This window comes from Mesorhizobium ventifaucium, assembly GCF_935822925.1.
GTDB classification, from domain to species: Bacteria; Pseudomonadota; Alphaproteobacteria; order Rhizobiales; family Rhizobiaceae; genus Mesorhizobium; species Mesorhizobium ventifaucium.
Window position 1 is genome coordinate 50,217 of record NZ_CAKXZS010000030.1, and the last position, 17,760, is coordinate 67,976.

Annotated in this window: 20 protein-coding genes; 9 read left to right on the forward strand and 11 right to left on the reverse strand. The window is 62.9% G+C overall.

Annotated elements, in window-relative coordinates; genetic code table 11:
- Positions 1-191: 191 nt before the first annotated feature.
- Positions 192-503 (forward strand): hypothetical protein, encoded by a 312-nt coding sequence (locus NMG70_RS24395; protein ID WP_254027007.1) that lies wholly within the window; start codon positions 192-194, stop codon positions 501-503.
- Here the strand turns inward: NMG70_RS24395 and NMG70_RS24400 are convergent.
- Together NMG70_RS24400 and NMG70_RS24405 are read right to left on the reverse strand one after the other, a co-directional pair.
- On the reverse strand, positions 483-983 hold the full coding sequence (locus NMG70_RS24400) for a DUF4062 domain-containing protein (protein ID WP_254026883.1): 501 nt from the start codon (positions 981-983) through the stop codon (positions 483-485). The two genes, NMG70_RS24395 and NMG70_RS24400, sit on opposite strands and share 21 nt — an antisense overlap.
- Positions 984-1,207: 224 nt before the next feature.
- On the reverse strand, positions 1,208-1,879 hold the full coding sequence (locus tag NMG70_RS24405; protein ID WP_254026884.1) for a Crp/Fnr family transcriptional regulator: 672 nt from the start codon (positions 1,877-1,879) through the stop codon (positions 1,208-1,210).
- Positions 1,880-2,103: 224 nt separating this feature from the next.
- Here NMG70_RS24405 and NMG70_RS24410 point away from each other — a divergent pair, with 224 nt between their 5' ends.
- A complete protein-coding gene (locus NMG70_RS24410) occupies positions 2,104-2,259 on the forward strand; it encodes a hypothetical protein (protein ID WP_254026885.1) in 156 nt (51 codons plus the stop codon).
- A 191-nt stretch (positions 2,260-2,450) separates the two neighbouring features.
- A complete protein-coding gene (locus NMG70_RS32700; RefSeq protein ID WP_301555180.1) occupies positions 2,451-2,582 on the forward strand; it encodes a hypothetical protein in 132 nt (43 codons plus the stop codon).
- A 346-nt stretch (positions 2,583-2,928) separates the two neighbouring features.
- On the opposite strand, the gene NMG70_RS24415 is transcribed toward NMG70_RS32700, so the two are convergent.
- Together NMG70_RS24415 and NMG70_RS24420 are read right to left on the reverse strand one after the other, a co-directional pair.
- Positions 2,929-3,402, reverse strand: coding sequence for a GNAT family N-acetyltransferase (locus NMG70_RS24415; protein ID WP_254026886.1), 474 nt, complete (start codon positions 3,400-3,402; stop codon positions 2,929-2,931).
- A gap of 536 nt (positions 3,403-3,938) precedes the next feature.
- Positions 3,939-4,973: a hydantoinase/oxoprolinase family protein gene (locus NMG70_RS24420; protein ID WP_254026887.1), complete on the reverse strand. Its 1,035-nt coding sequence runs from the start codon at positions 4,971-4,973 to the stop codon at positions 3,939-3,941.
- Positions 4,974-5,026: 53 nt separating this feature from the next.
- On the opposite strand from NMG70_RS24420, the gene NMG70_RS24425 reads away from it, so the two are divergent.
- Positions 5,027-5,725, forward strand: coding sequence for a HisA/HisF-related TIM barrel protein (locus NMG70_RS24425; protein WP_254026888.1), 699 nt, complete (start codon positions 5,027-5,029; stop codon positions 5,723-5,725).
- Positions 5,726-6,008: 283 nt separating this feature from the next.
- Here NMG70_RS24425 and fae read toward each other — a convergent pair whose 3' ends face one another.
- From fae to NMG70_RS24460, 7 genes are all read right to left on the reverse strand, one after another.
- Positions 6,009-6,515: a formaldehyde-activating enzyme gene (fae, locus tag NMG70_RS24430; RefSeq protein ID WP_254026889.1), complete on the reverse strand. Its 507-nt coding sequence runs from the start codon at positions 6,513-6,515 to the stop codon at positions 6,009-6,011.
- Between the two features lie 168 nt (positions 6,516-6,683).
- Positions 6,684-7,541: a triphosphoribosyl-dephospho-CoA synthase gene (locus NMG70_RS24435; RefSeq protein WP_254026890.1), complete on the reverse strand. Its 858-nt coding sequence runs from the start codon at positions 7,539-7,541 to the stop codon at positions 6,684-6,686.
- A gap of 12 nt (positions 7,542-7,553) precedes the next feature.
- On the reverse strand, positions 7,554-8,522 hold the full coding sequence (locus tag NMG70_RS24440) for an ATP-grasp domain-containing protein (RefSeq protein WP_254026891.1): 969 nt from the start codon (positions 8,520-8,522) through the stop codon (positions 7,554-7,556).
- Positions 8,523-8,608: 86 nt separating this feature from the next.
- On the reverse strand, positions 8,609-9,565 hold the full coding sequence (gene mch / locus NMG70_RS24445; RefSeq protein WP_254026892.1) for a methenyltetrahydromethanopterin cyclohydrolase: 957 nt from the start codon (positions 9,563-9,565) through the stop codon (positions 8,609-8,611).
- Positions 9,562-10,710, reverse strand: coding sequence for an ATP-grasp domain-containing protein (locus NMG70_RS24450; RefSeq protein WP_254026893.1), 1,149 nt, complete (start codon positions 10,708-10,710; stop codon positions 9,562-9,564). Before NMG70_RS24450 ends, mch begins: the two co-directional genes overlap by 4 nt.
- A complete protein-coding gene (locus NMG70_RS24455; protein WP_254026894.1) occupies positions 10,688-11,581 on the reverse strand; it encodes an NAD(P)-dependent methylenetetrahydromethanopterin dehydrogenase in 894 nt (297 codons plus the stop codon). The genes NMG70_RS24450 and NMG70_RS24455 overlap by 23 nt, the downstream gene beginning before the upstream one ends.
- A gap of 41 nt (positions 11,582-11,622) precedes the next feature.
- A complete protein-coding gene (locus NMG70_RS24460; protein ID WP_254026895.1) occupies positions 11,623-12,591 on the reverse strand; it encodes a beta-ribofuranosylaminobenzene 5'-phosphate synthase family protein in 969 nt (322 codons plus the stop codon).
- Between the two features lie 160 nt (positions 12,592-12,751).
- On the opposite strand from NMG70_RS24460, the gene NMG70_RS24465 reads away from it, so the two are divergent.
- The 5 genes from NMG70_RS24465 to NMG70_RS24485 all read left to right on the forward strand — a co-directional run bounded on the left by NMG70_RS24465 (position 12,752) and on the right by NMG70_RS24485 (position 17,696).
- Positions 12,752-13,132 (forward strand): 4a-hydroxytetrahydrobiopterin dehydratase, encoded by a 381-nt coding sequence (locus NMG70_RS24465; protein WP_254021481.1) that lies wholly within the window; start codon positions 12,752-12,754, stop codon positions 13,130-13,132.
- A 130-nt stretch (positions 13,133-13,262) separates the two neighbouring features.
- The gene (locus tag NMG70_RS24470; protein ID WP_254026896.1) at positions 13,263-14,369 is read left to right on the forward strand and encodes a molybdopterin-binding domain-containing protein; all 1,107 of its coding nucleotides are present in this window, start codon (positions 13,263-13,265) and stop codon (positions 14,367-14,369) included.
- The gene (locus tag NMG70_RS24475) at positions 14,363-15,994 is read left to right on the forward strand and encodes a formylmethanofuran dehydrogenase subunit A (protein ID WP_254026897.1); all 1,632 of its coding nucleotides are present in this window, start codon (positions 14,363-14,365) and stop codon (positions 15,992-15,994) included. The genes NMG70_RS24470 and NMG70_RS24475 overlap by 7 nt, the downstream gene beginning before the upstream one ends.
- Entirely contained in the window at positions 15,982-16,890 is a 909-nt protein-coding gene (fhcD, locus tag NMG70_RS24480; RefSeq protein ID WP_254026898.1) for a formylmethanofuran--tetrahydromethanopterin N-formyltransferase, read from the forward strand. Before NMG70_RS24475 ends, fhcD begins: the two co-directional genes overlap by 13 nt.
- On the forward strand, positions 16,887-17,696 hold the full coding sequence (locus NMG70_RS24485; protein ID WP_254026899.1) for a formylmethanofuran dehydrogenase subunit C: 810 nt from the start codon (positions 16,887-16,889) through the stop codon (positions 17,694-17,696). Before fhcD ends, NMG70_RS24485 begins: the two co-directional genes overlap by 4 nt.
- Positions 17,697-17,760 lie beyond the last annotated feature (64 nt).

A 17,760-nucleotide genomic window follows, 5' to 3' on the forward strand; every position in this document is an offset into this window, starting at 1 on the left:
TCGCGCGGGTCGTGACCATTGAGATGCAGAAGATCGAAGGCGACGAATAGAGGTCGTGCTGGCGTCGGGTGATGGCTTTCCGCAAGGCTCCGAAGTCAGACAGGCCAGTCTCGTTCAATACGACGATCTCACCGTCGATGATGGCGCTTTCCACGTCCAGTTCAGCGGCGGCCTTTGCGAGGGCGATGCCGATGGCGAAACTGTCCGAAGGCGACACGATCACGATGACTGGCGAGGTGACGCTTGTTCACGATGACGGGACCGTCAAGGTTCGGCTTCACGGCCACGACGTTCCGGTGACGACGCGCGGGGAACGCCTCGCCGAAATACCGGACCTCTCCACCGCGTCCGCCCTCGGCAATCGCGACAGCATGCTTGGCTTTCGACACATCGACACCGACGTAAAAAACGTTATCTTGCTCCATGGCCCGTCCTTTCTTTGCTTGGGGCTCGGCTCGGCACTCCCGAGCAACCCCCGTTTGCTAAACAGCTGCAAAGCCTAAGGGCGGGCCGCCGCTCAGACCACGGTCATAACGTCTAATAGCCATCGCAACCTTACCCGCCAAATCGTCCTTGTTGCGCCAATATTTGACGAGCTTCTTTTCATACAGCTTTCGGAATCTCTCGAGTTTGGCCTTTTTCTCGAACTCGCCCTTTTCCGCGGCCCACGTCTTGCGAGCACCGCCTTCGAGCAAAAACGCCACGGTAGGCACGCCTTGGGCGACGGCGTACCCGTACTCCATCTGGGTGTAGCTCTTACCCTTCAACTCTGAGCCGTACCGCTCTGCTACGATGAGTACGTAGTAGTCGCTGTCATCGATGCGCCGCTTAATGTAATCCCATTGAGTGTCGTCGCTGGCTTGGAATGCCGCCATCCCCACAGGAATATGCCCGAGGTTAAGAACGGCCTCGATGACCGACCGTCTTTCGTCCACCAAATCGGCGTAGGTCGAGCTGACGAAGATTTGGTATTTAACGTCCACGCGGCTTCACCCTTCGATCCGCCCTTGTAAGTCTGCAAGCAGGCTGGGGGATAACGTTCCGTGCCCGCATCAAGAAGCCGAGTCATGATTCTTGCAAGGGTGAAGCGATCAAAGCCCGACCCGCGCGCTGGCACGCTAGGTTGCCCGGTTTGCCGGAAGGAATAATCACTTGCGGCCGAGGAGTATGAAACGTGCGGTGCCCCCCGCCGCAGCGACAGCCTTCGCTATTCCTTCTTGTCGACCAGCGCCCGTAGTGCCGAGACGTCATGCAGCAATAACCTGCTGCCGCGCTTTTCGATCAGGCCTCTCTTGGCGAGGTCGCTCATTTCGCGCGAGACCGCTTCCCTGTGCGTGCTCATCGTTGCCGCCAACTCGGAATGCGTCGGTGCCGGGCTTATGGACACCTCGCCGTCCACGAGTGCGGCTTTCTCCGCCCGATGCAGGAGCTCGACGATCAGCCGTTTTCGCACGACCAGAGTGCTGTATTCGAATACCCGCTCGGTCATGCGCCGGAGCTGGGCAGACAGATGCTCAAGCAGCACCCAGGCAAAAGTAGGGTGGGTCATCACGATATCCCGGAATGCTGTGCCGGACAGCCGTGCAGCGCGGGTTGTCTCCAGTGCGACTACGCTGGCAGAGCGTGCAATCCCGTCAATGCCTCCGAGCTCCCCGAAAATGTCACCCGGTTCGACATCGCGATACGCTATCTCCCTGCCGTCCGCTGAAACCAGTGTCACGCGAGCCCGTCCTTCCAGCAGGAAGAAGACATCGCGACCAGTGTCGCCGTGGGAAATGATTAGCTCGTTGTGTCGATAGCTGCGCTCGTGCCACCGTTTGGTCAGCGCGGCGAGGTCGGCATCGCAAAGTCTTGAGATGAAGGCCAGAGAGCCTGTCACAACGGTCTCTTGTTCAATCAAGTGTACTTCACCTTACTCCCTATCCAAGGAAATTTGATGGCCGCAGGCCCCGCTTTCCGGGATGCAAACTGGGAGCGGATTTCGCCAATGTTTTCCCCGGTGTGGGAATTCCCACAGCCGAGCCTGGTTCGACTGTCATATCCTTGTTGCAACGTCAGGCCCGCCGGCTCGTGTGCAAGCCGGCGAAGGGAAAGGGAACAGTCATGAAATTCTTGGCTCCCGTCACAAAACTTGCTGCGGGGTTTCGCAAATTCGTCGCGCCGCGCTACCGCCCGGAGCTTTATTACATGCGTGGCCCGGGGCCAGCCACCGCCCGCAGTATGGGCACGCCGCGGGAAAACCAATCCATCGACCACTAAGCCTAACTTGCCTCGCGGACGGCTGACGCTCTCGCCCGGAGTGCCGTTCGCGCCGTTCCGTACCGGTCAATTCAGATCAATGAAGGGACGATCTGATCATGGTTATAATTCATGCTGCCGCCATTGGTCCATTTCGCAGGTGGTTACGCCTCCGCGCCGACCGAAAAGCTCTCTTGTCGGCAACGGACCAGTTGAGCCGTTTACCCGATGACGTTCTTGGCGACATCGGCATCTCACGTGACGAAATCATGTGCGCTTTGACCATCCGTCATGCGGAGGCAGGCGCGGCCGGCACGACGATCGAGCGCACCAGGATCGCTTAGGCCTCGATCCCGAAACGGTTGGCCGCCGGCAGTGGCTACGCCTCGGCCGAGATCCCCTTTGGCTGGTCCACGAGCGCGCGATCGAGCCTTACATCGCGGCTTCGACAAGCAGCGGCGCGCGGACGGGACCTTCGAACGGCACTACACCTGCGACCCCAAGGACTGAATGTTGACCGACGGGAGGTGGGGAGGATCTCAAAATGATCATGTCAGTTGTTAAGTCCGTCGCGCCTGTGACGCTCGGCACCGTGCTGATCGCAATCAGTCCGGCTTCATTGTCGGCTTCTGACGCTCAGGACCTCGCGTTCGCTCACGCTGACATGCCAATCAAACAGCTGAATGACGTTTATTTGGATTGCGAACGGGGAGGCCGCCGGTGCGCTGGGGACGGAAGACGTGATGTACTGTTCGATGCGCGAGTTCCGACTAGGCGCGCGATAGCAGTTTGCGCATAATCAACGATGCATGGCCTTCTGCACCGTGCGACGCGGCCCTGCGAACCATGTTTGCGGTAAAAGGCCATTGCCCGGTCGTTTCCCTCGAGCACTTCGAGTGCGATGCTCGGGATGCCGGAATGGGCGGCAAAGACGGCGTGCAATATATTAGCGGCTAGCCCGGTGCCGTACTCGCTTTGATCGATGTGGAGCCGGTCAAGCATGACGTCGCCGGCTTCATTCATCTTAGCCATCGCGTAGCCGGCAATCGAGCCGTCTGGCCGTTCTGCCACGAACGACATTTTGTTGGTGTCTGTCAGTTCCGCCGCAATCCGCTGCAGCGTGTGATCTTCATCCGAAATCCGGGCCGCGGTCTCGGCACCCATGATTGGCGAGTACGTCCTGCGTCAAGACTCTCCAATGAGCAGCGATACCGACGGCACGTCCTGCTCAGTCATGGCTCTGATTTGCGTCATCGATAACGTCCCCTGCCGGTCAATTATAGCGTTGCCGGACGGGCCGCTCAAATTCGGAGCGGCGGCCTACCGCCGCTTCATCGCATGGGGTCACGCCGTTCCCTTACACCTACCATCAGGCATGGTCCGCAGGTCGACTCCTACCGATGAGCTAACGTCCGCTCTGGAGAAGCACCGCGAATGTCTGAACATGGCGCACCCGCGACCTCCCGAATGGTCGCCAACAATGTCTGCTTTCAGGCAGTGGCAACGGTCACCTCAATGGCCGATATTGGCGCGAACCGGACATGCGCCGAGCGGGTGCCGAACGTCGGGTTTCACCCTGTTGCGACCTTGCGCGCGGTCTGATTTTTGATGCGCTGGTACGGGTTGAGATCTTTCAAGCCGGGCCAATTCCAGGTCAGTACCTCATAGATCCGATTGATCGGATGGCCATGATAGAGCGCCTACAATTGCGATCCCGCCAGCAGCGCCACCGCTGACGCAGGCGCGACGCTGCTGGCTTCGCCGCGAGCGGCGTCATCTGCGGGGATGATCTCGGCGAAATCGACGAAGCGGCGTTGCATGCGTTCGGCCAGCCGCCTGATCTGCCAGCGGCCGGTTCCGGCGCCGACGATCGGCACATCCCTAGCCAGGGGGCCGGCAACCAGGGATGCTGCATCGTGGATCTTGCGCAACTGCTGTTCGCTGAACCAGCGCGCGACTTCACGCCATTCCGGCAGCGTCAGGTCGGCAGCGTCGCGCCCGATCATGCGCGCCAGCCGCGCTACCGAACCGTCGATCGTCTTTTCCTTGCCGTCGGCGGAAGCGTGCTTGTCGTCCTTTTCGTCGAGCACCCCCAGGATCCGGTGCGCGTCGGCGATCGAGGCGAAATACTCGTTCATCAGCGGTGTCAGCCTGCCGCGGACGGGGGCCGACGAGGCGACACCGAACAGGAACGTCCTGGTGAAGCCGGTATAGACCAGCTCGCCGCTCAGCAGCCGTCCGGCATCGGTGTAGCCGTCATTGGCGACGGTGCCATTTCTAATGGCGATGATGTCGGTGGTGGTCGAGCCCATGTCGACGAACAGGGCATCGCCGGCGAGCTTTGCCACCAACGACGCTGTCGCATGCCAGTTGGCGGAGGCGACATCGGCGCTCAGCCGCGCTGCCTGCTCCACCCCGACAAAGCCGGACGGCCCGGCATAGATCAAGTTCTCGCCTGGGAAACGGGTTGAAATCTCATCCAGCAGAGCCGCGACGCCGGCATCGCGGGACGGAAAAACATCCGCCAGTTCGCCGGTCATGGTAAATGCGTTGAGATCGGCGCCGGCATAGATCGGAGCCGTTTCCTCGAATGCCAAGGCCAGGGTATGGAGCCCGAGCCAAAGCGGCGTGGCGATCGTTACTGCCTCGACGATGCGGCCGTCTTGCGCGCGCGTCACCTTCAGATGCGCGCCGCCAATATCGAAGCCGGCAACGATGCTCTTTCTTTTTTCCACGCTTCAAGCTTTCATCACAGTTGGTCAGGGACAGTTGGTCGGCGAGAAAAGAGTTGCGTATCATTCCGGTTCTCGACCTGAAAGACGGCGAAGTGGTCCGCGCCGAGCAAGGAAAACGCGATCGCTACAGGCCGATCGTCACGCCGCTCAGCCAAAGTTCCGATGTCGTTGCGGTCACTGAGGGCCTGCGCCGGCTTTACCCCTTTCCGACCTTCTATATCGCCGATCTCGATGCCATCGAAGGCGGAACGCCAAACAGCGGCGCGCTTGCCCGGCTGAAGGCGATGGCGGAGCCGCCGGAGCTTTGGCTCGACGCTGGCATCGCCGACGAGAAAACCCTTTCGGCGGCACTTGCCGAACCCTGGCTTTGCCCGGTCCTGGGTTCCGAATCGCAGCAGGACGACGGGCTGTTGCGGCGTTTTTGCGGTCATCCGGAGCTTATCCTGTCGCTGGATTACTTCGACGACGGGTTTCGCGGTCCGGCAACATTTCTCGATGAGCCGGCGCTTTGGCCGCAAAAATTGATCGTCATGACACTGGCCAAGGTCGGTTCCGGCTCCGGTCCCGATTTCACGCGGCTCGAGGCGATCAAGGCGAAGGCTGGAATCCGCTCCGTCATCGCGGCCGGCGGGGTGCGCAATGAGGCCGACATTCGCGCCCTTTCGTCCCTCGGTATCGCCGCGGCGCTGGTTGCGACCTCGCTGCATGACGGCACGCTGACGCCGGGGCACCTCGCAACGCTTGTCACCTGACAAACGCTGGGCACCTGACATTTTCGTGCAGCCTCGAACTTCGGCCTCGGAAACTGGGCCTTTCCTCGGAAACTGGGCCTTGTAGAGCGGCGGGCGATCAAGTCGATCGTCTCGCCGCTCTATCGCTTTGCTGGAGCATCGGATTGCCAAAGCCAATCCCACCCTCGGTCAGGCCCGAGGGCAGTTTTGGGTCCGAACTCTAAAGGCCCAGAAGCTTTTTCAGGCGGCGCAACAGACCATCCGGCTCCGCGGAGGGTTTTGCCTGTGCGGGGCTGTCTCTTGTCTAAGCCGCGAACGGATGCTTCACCTGATCCCGCTTGGCAGTGGCCTCGGCGGCCGTCGGCGTTCCCGAGACCGCGCGCTGGATGGCTTCCTTCGTCGCTTCGTAATTATACTGCTGGATCTTGGCGTCGTCGGCGGCGTCCCAATGGATGAAAACGCCGACGCAGATGAACACATCGTCGGCCTCGTTGGCGGGAATGATGTCCTCGGCGACGGCATCCTGCACGGCCTTGGCGACCGCATGCTGGGCCGGGCCGAACATCTGCACGGCCTGCTTGGCGCCCTTGATCGTGACCTTGTTGAACATCACGGTGTTGGGCTTGCACTGAAGATTGGGCGCGATCACCGCCAAAAGGGAGGTAAAACCGTCCTTGTTGTTGGTCAGCGCGTTGCAAAATGCTGTTTCGACTGCGCTCCCCCGTGGGCCGATGAGCAGGTCGACATGCGCCACTTCGTTGCCGTCTCCCACCAGCGATTCACCGACCATTACTTTCGAGATCTTTGCCATGCCAATTCTCCTCCAAGACACAGTTATGGTGTCCAATGACGCCGCAAACCGAGCGAGCGCTCGATGGACAGCTATCCTTGTTGGCAGCGCCCGGGGATCCGGACCGGTTGGCTGGATAGCCGCGGAAGCCCAGCTTCCGCTCCCGAAAGTCAACCACCAACGTTGCGATTATGCAAGCTGAACGCCGAGGGTGTGGACTAAAAGAGTAGCCACGGTCAGGTCGGCCGAGGTGCCGGGGTTGACGTTGTTCGCTTTCAGCCGGCGGTCGAGCCCAATCAGCAGACGAATGCGTGACGTCTCGTCGTCGTCGGCATGCAGCGCCGCTTCAACGGCAAGGGCTTCTTGCCGCGCCTGATCTGCGGCTTCAGCGCCATGCTTGCGCACCACATGGCTGTCAGGGAAGCCGGCGAGAAACGACATATAGGCGAACACCGTCGGCCACATGCCGCCTTCGCCGCGCGCCAACGCCGCTTGCAGAGCCGCAAGCCCGACGCCGAACACGTCGCCGAAACCGGTAACATACTGGCGGGCGATCACGTCGCGGTCGGCCGCCTCCCGCATGGCTTCGAGCAGATGAACCTTCGGCTCCTGCCGCACATCGTTCGCCGCCTCTCCGAGGCCGCCCGGCGCGGCGGTGACGATCGCCTCGAACACCGCCCTGGTATCGTCCATGTTCATCGCGCGCAGCACCGAGTCGAGATTGACGTGCAGCCAATTGTCGTGCAGTGGGGCGCCCGCCATTTCAGCGGCGCATAGCAGAGGCCCTGCCAGAAGTATGATACCGAGATTGGTATTGGTCGCGACCGCCAGGCGTGTCGCGCGGACCGCTTCCAGCATGCGCTGTCCGACCGGCAGGCGAGGATCGGTCAGCGGCCCGGACGAGACCTCGGCGCTCGTCATGAACTGGGCAGCGGACATGCCGTGCCCGTCGGCGAACAGATGGACGTTGCCCGGTTTCAGCGCCTCGATTTCCATCCGGCAGGCGTCCTTGTAGGCGGCGCGGAGGCGTTCTCGCGAAACCGCCATGCTAGCGGCTCGTCACGAATTCGCCGGCGCGGTGAGGCGGTAGGGTCGCGCCGCCGCCGACTCTGGGCGATCAGCTGGGCGATCAGCCAGGAATTTCAGGAGGGCGTCAGCAATCGCATCGGCGATGTTCACCGCCACGACCGATTGAAGCCCCGACCAGGCGGGCATGCTGTTGACCTCCAGCACGAACAGCTTGCCGTCGGCCGCCGGCACGATATCGACGCCGGCGAAATCCGCTGAGATAGCGGCGGCGGCGGCCCTTGCCAGCGCCGCCAGTTCGGTTTCGCCATGCCCCGAAACCAGCCCCGAAACCAGCTCTGGCACCGCCCCGCGATTGACGTTGGTGATCCAGTCGTCGCCACGGCGGCTCATCATCGCCAAAACCTCGTCGGCGCAGACGAAGACGCGAAAATCGCGGAAAGGAGGGCCGGGACGCGGCACGTAATGCTGGAGATAGTAGACGCCGTTCACCTCGTCTTCGGCGGGGAGATCGGACAGTGTTTCGATCAGCCGGATGCCGCGGCCCTGGGCGCCGAAAAGCGGTTTTAGCACCAGCGGCGTGAACGGCAGTTCGCGTCTGGCGACCGCTTCGGCCATGGCAAAACCCTCGACCGCTGTTGTCGGCGGCGTCGGCAGGCCGGCATTCTTCAGCAGGAAGGTCGTCATCGACTTGTCAACGCAGCGTTCTATCGCCTGCGCGGAATTCCACACCGGAATTGAAAGCTTGCCGAATGCGTGCAGCACGCCGAGACGCCGGGTGACCGCTTCGAACGATCCGGCGGCGATCGAACGGACCAGCACGGCGTCGGGCAGCGCGCCGTCGAAGCCGGGGATCGACAGTCCGCTCGGGCTGCCGGTGTCGAACGCGATCGCCGCCAGCGGCACGGTTGCGACCACGGCGCCGCGCCGGTCCAGCCTTGCCGCCAGGCCCTTGGAACGGGCGTCCGAGACGTCGCTGACGATCAGGATGCGAGGGATCATGTCGCGCCTCGGATACCGGTATACCGAAAGCCGGAACGGGCGGCCCGGCAGGCGGATGACAGACGAATCCCTTGCAGCGCCATGGCCTAACCGAGGCTCCGTTCGAGCATCTGCAGATCACGCTCGCCGGCGCGAAACGTATCGCCGGTCTCGATCGCCGTGACGATCACTTCGGCCGGGCTGAACAGCAGCGGATCGATGGCATAGAAATCACCCTTGAACCGCTTGAAGATTTCGGCGAAGGGGTGGCCGTGGTCGCGCGAGGCGCGGCTCGGCAATCGCTCCGCGAGCTCGCTGGCGTCTTTCGACGAGCCTTTTACGAAGAGCTGGACGCTGCCGCCATAGATGATGGCGTCGTTGGTTCTGCCCATGGCGGTCAGGAAATCCGGATGGGGGGCGGGGATAGGCGCCGTGCCGATGCCGTCGACAACGTTCTCCAGCGGAAATTTGAGATCGTTGGTCTTGTGCAGGGCAACCTCGAGCGCGCGCGCAACGATCTGCACGCCGCCGGCCAGGCTTTGTGTCGGCGCATAGAGAAAGGTGAGCTTTTCGGGTGCCAGTCCGGTTGCCCTGCCGACCTTCTCGACGATCGTTCGGGGCGGCGGTTCGGCGGTCTCCAGGATCAGCACGGCGGACGACGCAGTATCGCGATAGGAGAGTGTTTCGAACAGCGGTTCGACGCGGGCGAGCGCCCGCGCCGGTCCCGATCCCATGGCGAAATAGCCCTGGCTCGACAGGTTCCAGCCCGCATACTGGCTGCCCAGGCAGGCAAGCACCGGCTGCGAGGACCGCACTTCAACGGTGAACGGCCATTTTTGTGACCCACGGTCCATGCACACCGAGATGCTGCCGAGGCCGCCCATCGCGGCTTCCGCCATGCGCAGCCCGGCCTCGACGCCGCCGCCGGCCTTGGCGCCGGCATCGATCAGGCACTCACCCAATGGCCCCCTGGAAACGCCGATACGCAGGCGTTCGGCGTCGCCGATCATGCCATCGATGATGCGCTGCGCATTGTCGTTGAGGAATGCCGAACCGTCTTTCATGTCCGGTCTCCTTCCCATTGGTGTTGCAATCGGCTGGCTTGTCCCTTGATCAGCCGCCTGGTCAGATCGGCGCTCGCACCGCGCGCGAAGATGGTGCAGACCGGATCGCCGGCAATCAGACGGGTGCCGGGCGACTGATGGTCGGCAGTCCATTCAGGCCAGGCAATCGATGGAAAGCGGGCGATCGGCGCCGCCGCGTAGGTCACCATCGACGCCATCGAATCGACGAAGCGCGGCAGACGGTAGGCCTTGCCTGCCGCGGCGCGCAGATGCGCTTCGATCAGCGGGGCGTCGGCATCGTCGAAAATGTCGAGCGTGGCGCCGGGCCTCGGATTGATCTCGATGAGCTTGTAGCCATCCGGTCCGCGAATGAGATCGGCGCTGCACAACCCAACCAGGCCCGCGCGGCGCGCCAGACCTGAAAGCCAGCCGCGGATCATCGCCGCCTGTCTGCGATCGAAGCGCCTCAACCGCACGGCGCCGCCATAGCGATAGGGCGCTGCCGGGGCGGGGGACGCCCATTGCTGGCTGAAGCCGACGATATCAGCGGTTTTGCCGTCGCCGACGAACAGGGCCGAGATGCTGCGGCCGGCAACGAAGCGCTGGAAATAGCGGCCGCTAGGAGCCTTACTCTGTAATACCGAGGTTTCTCCGGCGGCCCGTGTGATATGCGCGCCGCCGGCGCCGCCCGCGGTCTTGACCACCCAGTTCTCCGGATCGGGCGGCGGGTCCCATCGGAATTCGGGATGCGGAATGCCGAGTTCGGCGCAATCGGCTGCCAGCAATTGCGGGTCCTTGATCCTGCGGATCGCGGCGCCGCTGTTGCCGGCGAGCGGAAAATGGCGCGCGATCTCGTCGACGGTCTCTGTCATCCGCTCGAAGCCCGAGCCCAGGACGATGGCGACCGGCTGGTCGTCTCCAGCCAGTTGCCGAAGCGTCTCGACGATGCGCTCGCCGTCGATGCCGCCCTGCAGGTCGCCCGGCAGCATCGTCGCGCGCTCGGCAAGCGCCACCGTGTCGGTATCGCAAAAGAAATCGGCTACCAGCGGACGATAGAAGGCGCGGCGCGCAGCGGCAGCCAGCGCCCGGCCTGAAATCGCCGCGATCAGGAGAGATCCGGCGCTATTTGGCGGTCTCGCGTGCAAGGGAAAATGCTTCCTGGAAATCGAGCGTGATGGTTTTTTCGGATTCGATCATTCTTTTGAAGAGGCCGAATTCGACCTTGTATTTCACGTTGCCGATGGCGAGCGGACCAATGCCGACAGCTTTTGCCGCTTCGAGCGGATCGCCATTGGCATTGACGGCCACGCCTTCGATGCCGGCCGGCGGAACCGCATTGACGTCGGCGGCAATAAGCAGGCCGTCGCCTTTCAACTGGGCTTTCGAGACCACCTGGACGCCGGCCTTGGCGCACGCCAGGATCACCTCGCTCGCCTCGACCAGCTTCGTCTTGAGGGCGTCGCTCGATCCGTCAGCCGCATCCACGGCGATGTTGAACCGGCTTTTGATCTCGGCCGCGATCTGCTCGACCCTTGCGATGCCGTCATGACCGACAAGCGTCACCCCCGCGCCTTCCCTGGCGGCGATCACGGCGGTGCAGAAGCCGACGACGCCGGTGGCGCCGAATACAGCGATCCTGGTGTCTTTCAGCCCGCGTTCGAACTTCTTCTCCAGCGCTTTCTCGACCTTGGCCACCATCGCCGCGGCCGTGGTGAACGAGCCGGCCGGATCGGCGAATACCGAAACCTGGAAAGGCGGCACCATCGCTTTTCGCGCTGCGTCGAACATGTCGAGCGCCAGCGAGGCATCCTTGCCGGCGATGAAAATGCCGGTATCGACGCCCGCATCGGGCGGGCGCGAGAAGATCGCGTCCTGCACGAGGCCTGTCACCTCGCCGAGGCCTACATCGACATAGGGGACGACGGCGTCGAAACCTGCATCGAGCGCCATGTTCACGTCGAAAGGGCTCATATGCTTCAACGGCGTCAGCATGTGCAGGATATGTTTGCGGGCCATTTTTCGCCTTTCTTCTTCAACCTGATCGCGTTGCCGGGCCGTCAGCTGCCGACGAGATCAAGTCTGGTCGAACTGATCTTCGCGCCGGAATTCCTGCCCTTGACGATCCTGATCTCGATGCCGTCTTCAACTGTCTGCTGAACCGCGCTGACCAAGCTGACTGCAGCGTCTTGCGATGGGGCAAAGGCAAACCCTGTTGGCCCCCACGAGCTCTGGCCAATGCCGACGGCGCCTGCTTGGTTGAGACCGTGGGCCACGCTCTCGACCCGCTTGGAGGTGAACACGCCGCCTTGCGCCGGGGCGAAATGGGTGCCGATCAGCATCTGGATCGCGGTGACGGCGGCGCCGAAGGCTTGCAGGTCCTGCTCGACCAGAGCCGGCATGATGCCCATCAGCACCCGCCGGCAGATCTCGCCGCTGCCGGACGCCGGGAACGGCGGCAGCGAACGAAATGCCGCGATCTCGGCGTCGCCATGCAGTCCATGCCCGCCGTGGTCAAGGATCAGGATGACGCGCCACTCTTCTGGAAACGGCAGTCGCGCCACGACCGGCGGCGGCCTGCCGCTGTCGTCCTTGCCGGCGTCGACAATGACGCCACCGCTTTCGAAACTGGCGATGCCGATGCCGGATCGGCCGCCGCGATCGAGCAGGGTCGCATCGCTGCCGATATCGAGAGGCAGCTTGTGGAGCGTGCGCAGCGCCGCGGCGACGGCAAGGGCGATCTGCGTGCCGGAGCCCAGGCCGGCATGGCTCGGGATCGACTGTTCGACCACCAGACGGTGCTGGCCGCGAATGCCGAGATGGCTGCAGAGCGTCGACAGATGTTCGCCGGCGCGACGGCTCTCGGTGCCTTCGACGATGGTCTCGCTGGATCGTGACAGAGTGACTGTTGTTTCGGGTTCGCTCAGCGGCAGGCCGACGCTGCCAAAGCGACGCCCGGTATCGCCGTTGAGATCGAGGAAGCCAAGATGCAGGCGGGCGGGCACTCGTATGGTAACAGAATTCGACATCTGCCCCCCGATGGGTGCATCATAGACGCATCATGGAAGTTTAGGTGCCCGTCGCCATGATAGCTGTTTTCGTCGAAGGGGCAAGCCGGAGAGAGTGCATTCGTTTTATCTGTTTTTGGCCCCGGCGCGAGAACGGACCGGGCAATTCGCGGAGGTCGAGATGAACGAGACGACGAGGGAAAAAGTCTATTCGGAAGCTGAGATTGCCGACCGGCTCGAGAAGGAGCTGCCGAAATGGCACTACGAGAACGGCTGGATCCGGCGCAAATACAAGACCCACAGCTGGAAATCGACACTGATGGTCATCAACACGGTCGGCCATCTCGCAGAGGCGGCATGGCACCATCCCGACATCACGGCGTCCTATGCCTGGGTCGAGGTGCGCCTGATGAACCACGCAGCCAAGGGCATCACCGACAAGGACTTCGAACTGGCCAAAAAGATCGAGGAAGTCGTCCAGTGGCAGCCGGCCAGGGAAGGCGGCGCGCTGGAAGGCACTCCGCCGACCGATCAGCGCTTCGCTTACATCAAATATGATTAAGCGCGGTCGGAATTTGTTGATGGCGCCAGAAAACATTCGCTAAAACATTGACTAATCTGCTGACAGGCGGGGTTCACGACCAATCCAGTTTCGTCTAGGATCGGGCCGGCACCAGAAAGTAGCGTAATGAATGGCGGTTGCTTGGATCGGCAACCGGGAAACGCTGGTCGAGCGCGCGGCTGCACATGCCGCCGCGCTGTTGGGGTCAAGCCGGTGCCCGGTTTTCAGCCTGGATACGGATATACACGGCACCAGGGCGGCGATCGCGCTGGCTGAGCGGGTTGGCGCGGCATACGATCATGCCGATGGCGCGGCAGTTTCCCGGGAGGCCGCGCTTTTTACCGACAAAGGCGCGATGACCGTTGCGCCCGGCGAGGCGCGCCGGCGCGCCGATGTCGTGGTGGTCGTCGGCGAACTCCCGCAGATCCATCATCAATTTGTCGGCGAACTCTCAGCCACGGTTCCCGATCTCTCGACCCCCGATCTCTCAGCCAGGAATCAACGCGAAATCTTTCTTATCGGGTCGAACGAAATGTCTGCACCGCGATTGAGCAACGGGCGGATTGCGACGCTCCTGTCCTGCGGCGAGGCAAGCCTCGGCGCGACGCTGGCGGCGCTGAGGGCGCAGTGGAGGGGGCGCCAGACATCGCGGCCGGTATCGAATTTCGACGATTTCGCCAAAGCCCTGGAGGCTGCGCATTTTCCCGTTTTCCTGTTTTCAGGCGACGCAACAGAAGGGCTGGCGCTCGAGATGCTGCAAGGGCTGGTCACTGATCTCAACCGCAAATCACGCGCATCCGGCCTGCATCTGCCGGCGAGCGAAAACGGCTGGGGAAGCGCGCTCGCCTCGACCTGGATGACCGGTTTTCCGCTGCGCACCGGCTTTGCGCGCGGCTTCCCGGAATTCGATCCCTGGCGTTATGATGTCGCGCGCATGATCGCTGCCGGCGAAGCCGACCTGCATCTGCGGATCTCGTCCTCAATTGTCCAGCCGCAGAAGAAAAGGAACCGCATGGCGCTGATTGCCTTGGCGAAAACGCAGGAGCCGGTCGCGGGCGCTGCGGTCACCATCGCCATCGGCGAAGCGGGCGTCGATCACCAGGCGGTGGTCTATTCCAGCCGCACCGGTTCGCTGCGGTCGGTCGATGCGCGAGCGGCCTCTGAACTGCCCTCCGCTGCGACTGTTATCCGGCTGGTTGCCAGTCATGTCTCCGCCGAGGCGGCGTTGCCATGCTGACGAAAATCGCCGGCGGCGACATCATCGATCCGGTCAACGGCCGTCTCGGCAAGGGCGACCTGTGGATCAGCGACGACAAGATCGTTGCGGCGCCGGCAGCGGGCGCTGCCGACCGGACTATTGACGCCGCCGGCTGCATCGTCATGGCGGGCGCCATCGACATCCATTCCCACATCGGCGGCGGCAACGTGAATACGGCACGGCTGCTGTTGCCCGAGCAGCATGCCGCGCACCAGGCGCGACCGGCGACGACGCCGCTCTCCAATGCCGGCTGGTCGACTTTCCAGACCGGATGCCTCTACGCCAAGATGGGTTTTACAACGGTCGTCGAGCCGGCGATGTCGCCAGGAGCCGCGCTTCACACCCATCTCGAACTGGCCGACATCCCGATCATCGACAAGGCGACGCTCGCCATTCTCGGCAATGACGATTTCCTGCTGTCGATGATCCGCGACGACGCTTCCTCAACGATGATCGAGGACTATGTCGCCTGGACGGTCGCCTCGACGCGGGCGCTTGGGGTTAAGGTGATCAACGCCGGTGCGGCGGCCGCCTTCAAGGAAAACGTCCGCACCTTCTCGCTGGACGATGTGGTGCCTTTCTATGGCGTCAGCTCGCGCAAGATCGTCAAGACGCTGCAGGCGGCGGTCGACAGTCTCGGCGTCCCGCATCCGCTGCATGTCCATTGCAACAATCTGGGCAGCCCCGGATCGGCGGATACGGCGGCCGCGACGATCGCGGCGGCGGAAGGATTGCCGCTGCACCTCGCTCATCTCCAGTTCTACGGCTACGGCACGGAAGGCAAGCGCAGGTTTTCATCGGCCGCGGCGCGTCTTGCCGAACTGGTCAATGCGACGCCGGAAGTCACCATCGATATCGGCCAGGTGATGTTCGGCCAGACGGTCACCGTCTCTTCCGACGTCATGCGGCAGTTTTCGGCGCGTGGCAGTGCGCAGCCGAAGAAATCCGTCATTCATGACGGCGACGGTAATGGCGGCGGCATCGTGCCCTACAGCTATGGCAAGGATTTCTATGGCACGATGCAGTGGGCGATCGGACTCGAGCTTTTTCTGCTGATCGACGATCCGTGGCGTGTCTTCTTCACCACCGATCATCCCAACGGCGCGCCCTTCACCGTCTACCCGGCTCTGTTCGAGTTGCTGATGAGCCGGGAAGCGCGCACCGAAATGATGGCCGGACTTTCACCTCCCGCCATGGCGCTCTCCACCCTTGCCGCAATCGACCGCGAATACACGTTCGAGGAAATTGCCATCATGACGCGCGCGGCCCCAGCCAGGCTGCTCGGTCTGACGGATCGCGGCCATCTCGGCGCCGGCGCCACAGCCGACATCGCTGTCTACCGCAGGGACCAAAATATCGCGAAAATGCTGGGGCAGGCGGCGTATGTCTTCAAGGATGGCGATCTCGTCGTGCAGGACGGAGAAATCACCCATTACCGCTGGGGCAAGGCGCTCAGGCTCAATCCGTCGCCGGACAAGGCGATGCTGCGGCGTCTGGAGGACTATCACCAGCAGCGCTACGGCCTGTCGCTGGACTGGTTCGATTTCCCGGATACGGCGATCGCGCGCGAACAGCCATTCGGCGAGGTGGCATGCCGAACGTGAGCGTAAATGGCATAGTGATCGACGATACCTTTGCCGAGGCCTTCGGCATGCGCGCGACCGCCATCATCATCACCGCGCCGAACCGGAAATGGGCGCGCCAGGCGGCGATCACGATGACCGGCTTTGCCACCTCGGTGATCGGCTGCGGCTGCGAAGCGGCAATCGACGTCGAACTGCCGCCATCGGCCACGCCGGACGGCCGGCCCGGCTGCCGCGTGCTGATCTTCGCGACGGGAACAGATGAGCTGCAGAAACAACTGCTCAATCGCGTCGGCCAATGTGTCTTGACCTCGCCGGGTTCGGCCTGCTTCGCCGGACTGGAGGGCAGCGCCGCTTTGAAGCTCGGATCGGCGCTGCGTTACTTTGGCGATGGCTGGCAGATCTCCAAGAAAATCGGCGGCAGGCATTTTTGGCGGGTTCCCGTCATGGATGGCGAGTTCCTGTGCGAAGCAACGACCGGGCTGACCAAGGCTGCCGTCGGCGGCGGCAATTTCTTCGTCATGGCTGAAAGCAGCGCCAAGGCCTTGCTCGCCGCCGAGGCCGCGGTTGCCGCGATCGGCCTGGCGCCGGGCGCGATCGTGCCGTTTCCGGGCGGCATTGCCCGTTCGGGTTCCAAGATCGGTGGCAAATACAAGGGCATGATCGCGTCGGCCAACGAAGCCTACGCGCCGACACTGCGCGGTGTTGTCAGGAGTGAGCTCGGCGCCGACATCAATGCCGTCCTGGAAATCGTCATCGACGGCGAGACCAACGACGCCGTAGCCGCCGCTATGAAGGCCGGCATCAAGGCCGTCATCGAACTCGGGCCGCAGCGAGGCGCGGTTCGGATAAGCGCCGGCAATTACGGCGGCAAGCTCGGCAAGTTCATCTATTCGCTGAAGGATATGCTGCCGTGAAAGCGCTGACCTTCACCCTTGTCGCCGAGCCGCCGGAGCGCCTTGATCTATCACTGCTGACGGCGGAGCGGCTTGCCGGGATCGAAAGGCGCGATTTCGAAAAAATCCAGATCGGCATGTCGAAACATGGATCGAAGGTCGGCGATATTTTTCGCATCGCCGGCAACGATCTGCTGGACATCGTCTTCGAAGGTGGCAGCGCGCGCCTCGACCGCGTGGCGGAAGGCATGCGGGGCGGTTCGGTTCGCGTCGTCGGCAATGCCGGCGCCCAGGCCGGGCGCGCCATGCGTGGCGGCACGCTGACGATCGAAGGCAATGCGGGTCCGCATGCCGGCTCCGGCATGCGCGGCGGCAGGCTTGAAATAACCGGCAACGCCGGCGATCACCTTGGTGGGCCGCTCGCCGGCGAATTGGCCGGCATGAATGGCGGCGTGCTGATCGTCAGGGGCAAAGCCGGCGCTTTTGCCGCCGACCGCATGCGCCGCGGCCTGATCGCGGTGCTGAAAGGCTCAGGCGACAATGCCGGCAGCCGCATGATCGCCGGCACGCTGGTGGTGGCCGGCGGCACCGGCGAGATGCCCGGCTATCTGATGCGTCGCGGTTCGATCCTTCTCGATCGGGCGCCGAAAAGTCTGTCGCCGAGCTTCGTCGAATGCGGCGCGCCGGAAAGCGTTTTCGCCGCCGTCGTCGATCGCCATCTGATCGCCGATGGTATTTTGAAACGGCCGCTTCTGGGCAACGCGCCGCAGAAATACGGCGGTGACAACGCGGTGCTTGGAATGGGTGAGGTTCTTTTCCCTCACTGAGGCGTGCTGCTGATAAAGCAATGCCTTCAGCGCCGTGCTCCGGCCGACATCCGCAAATTGCAGC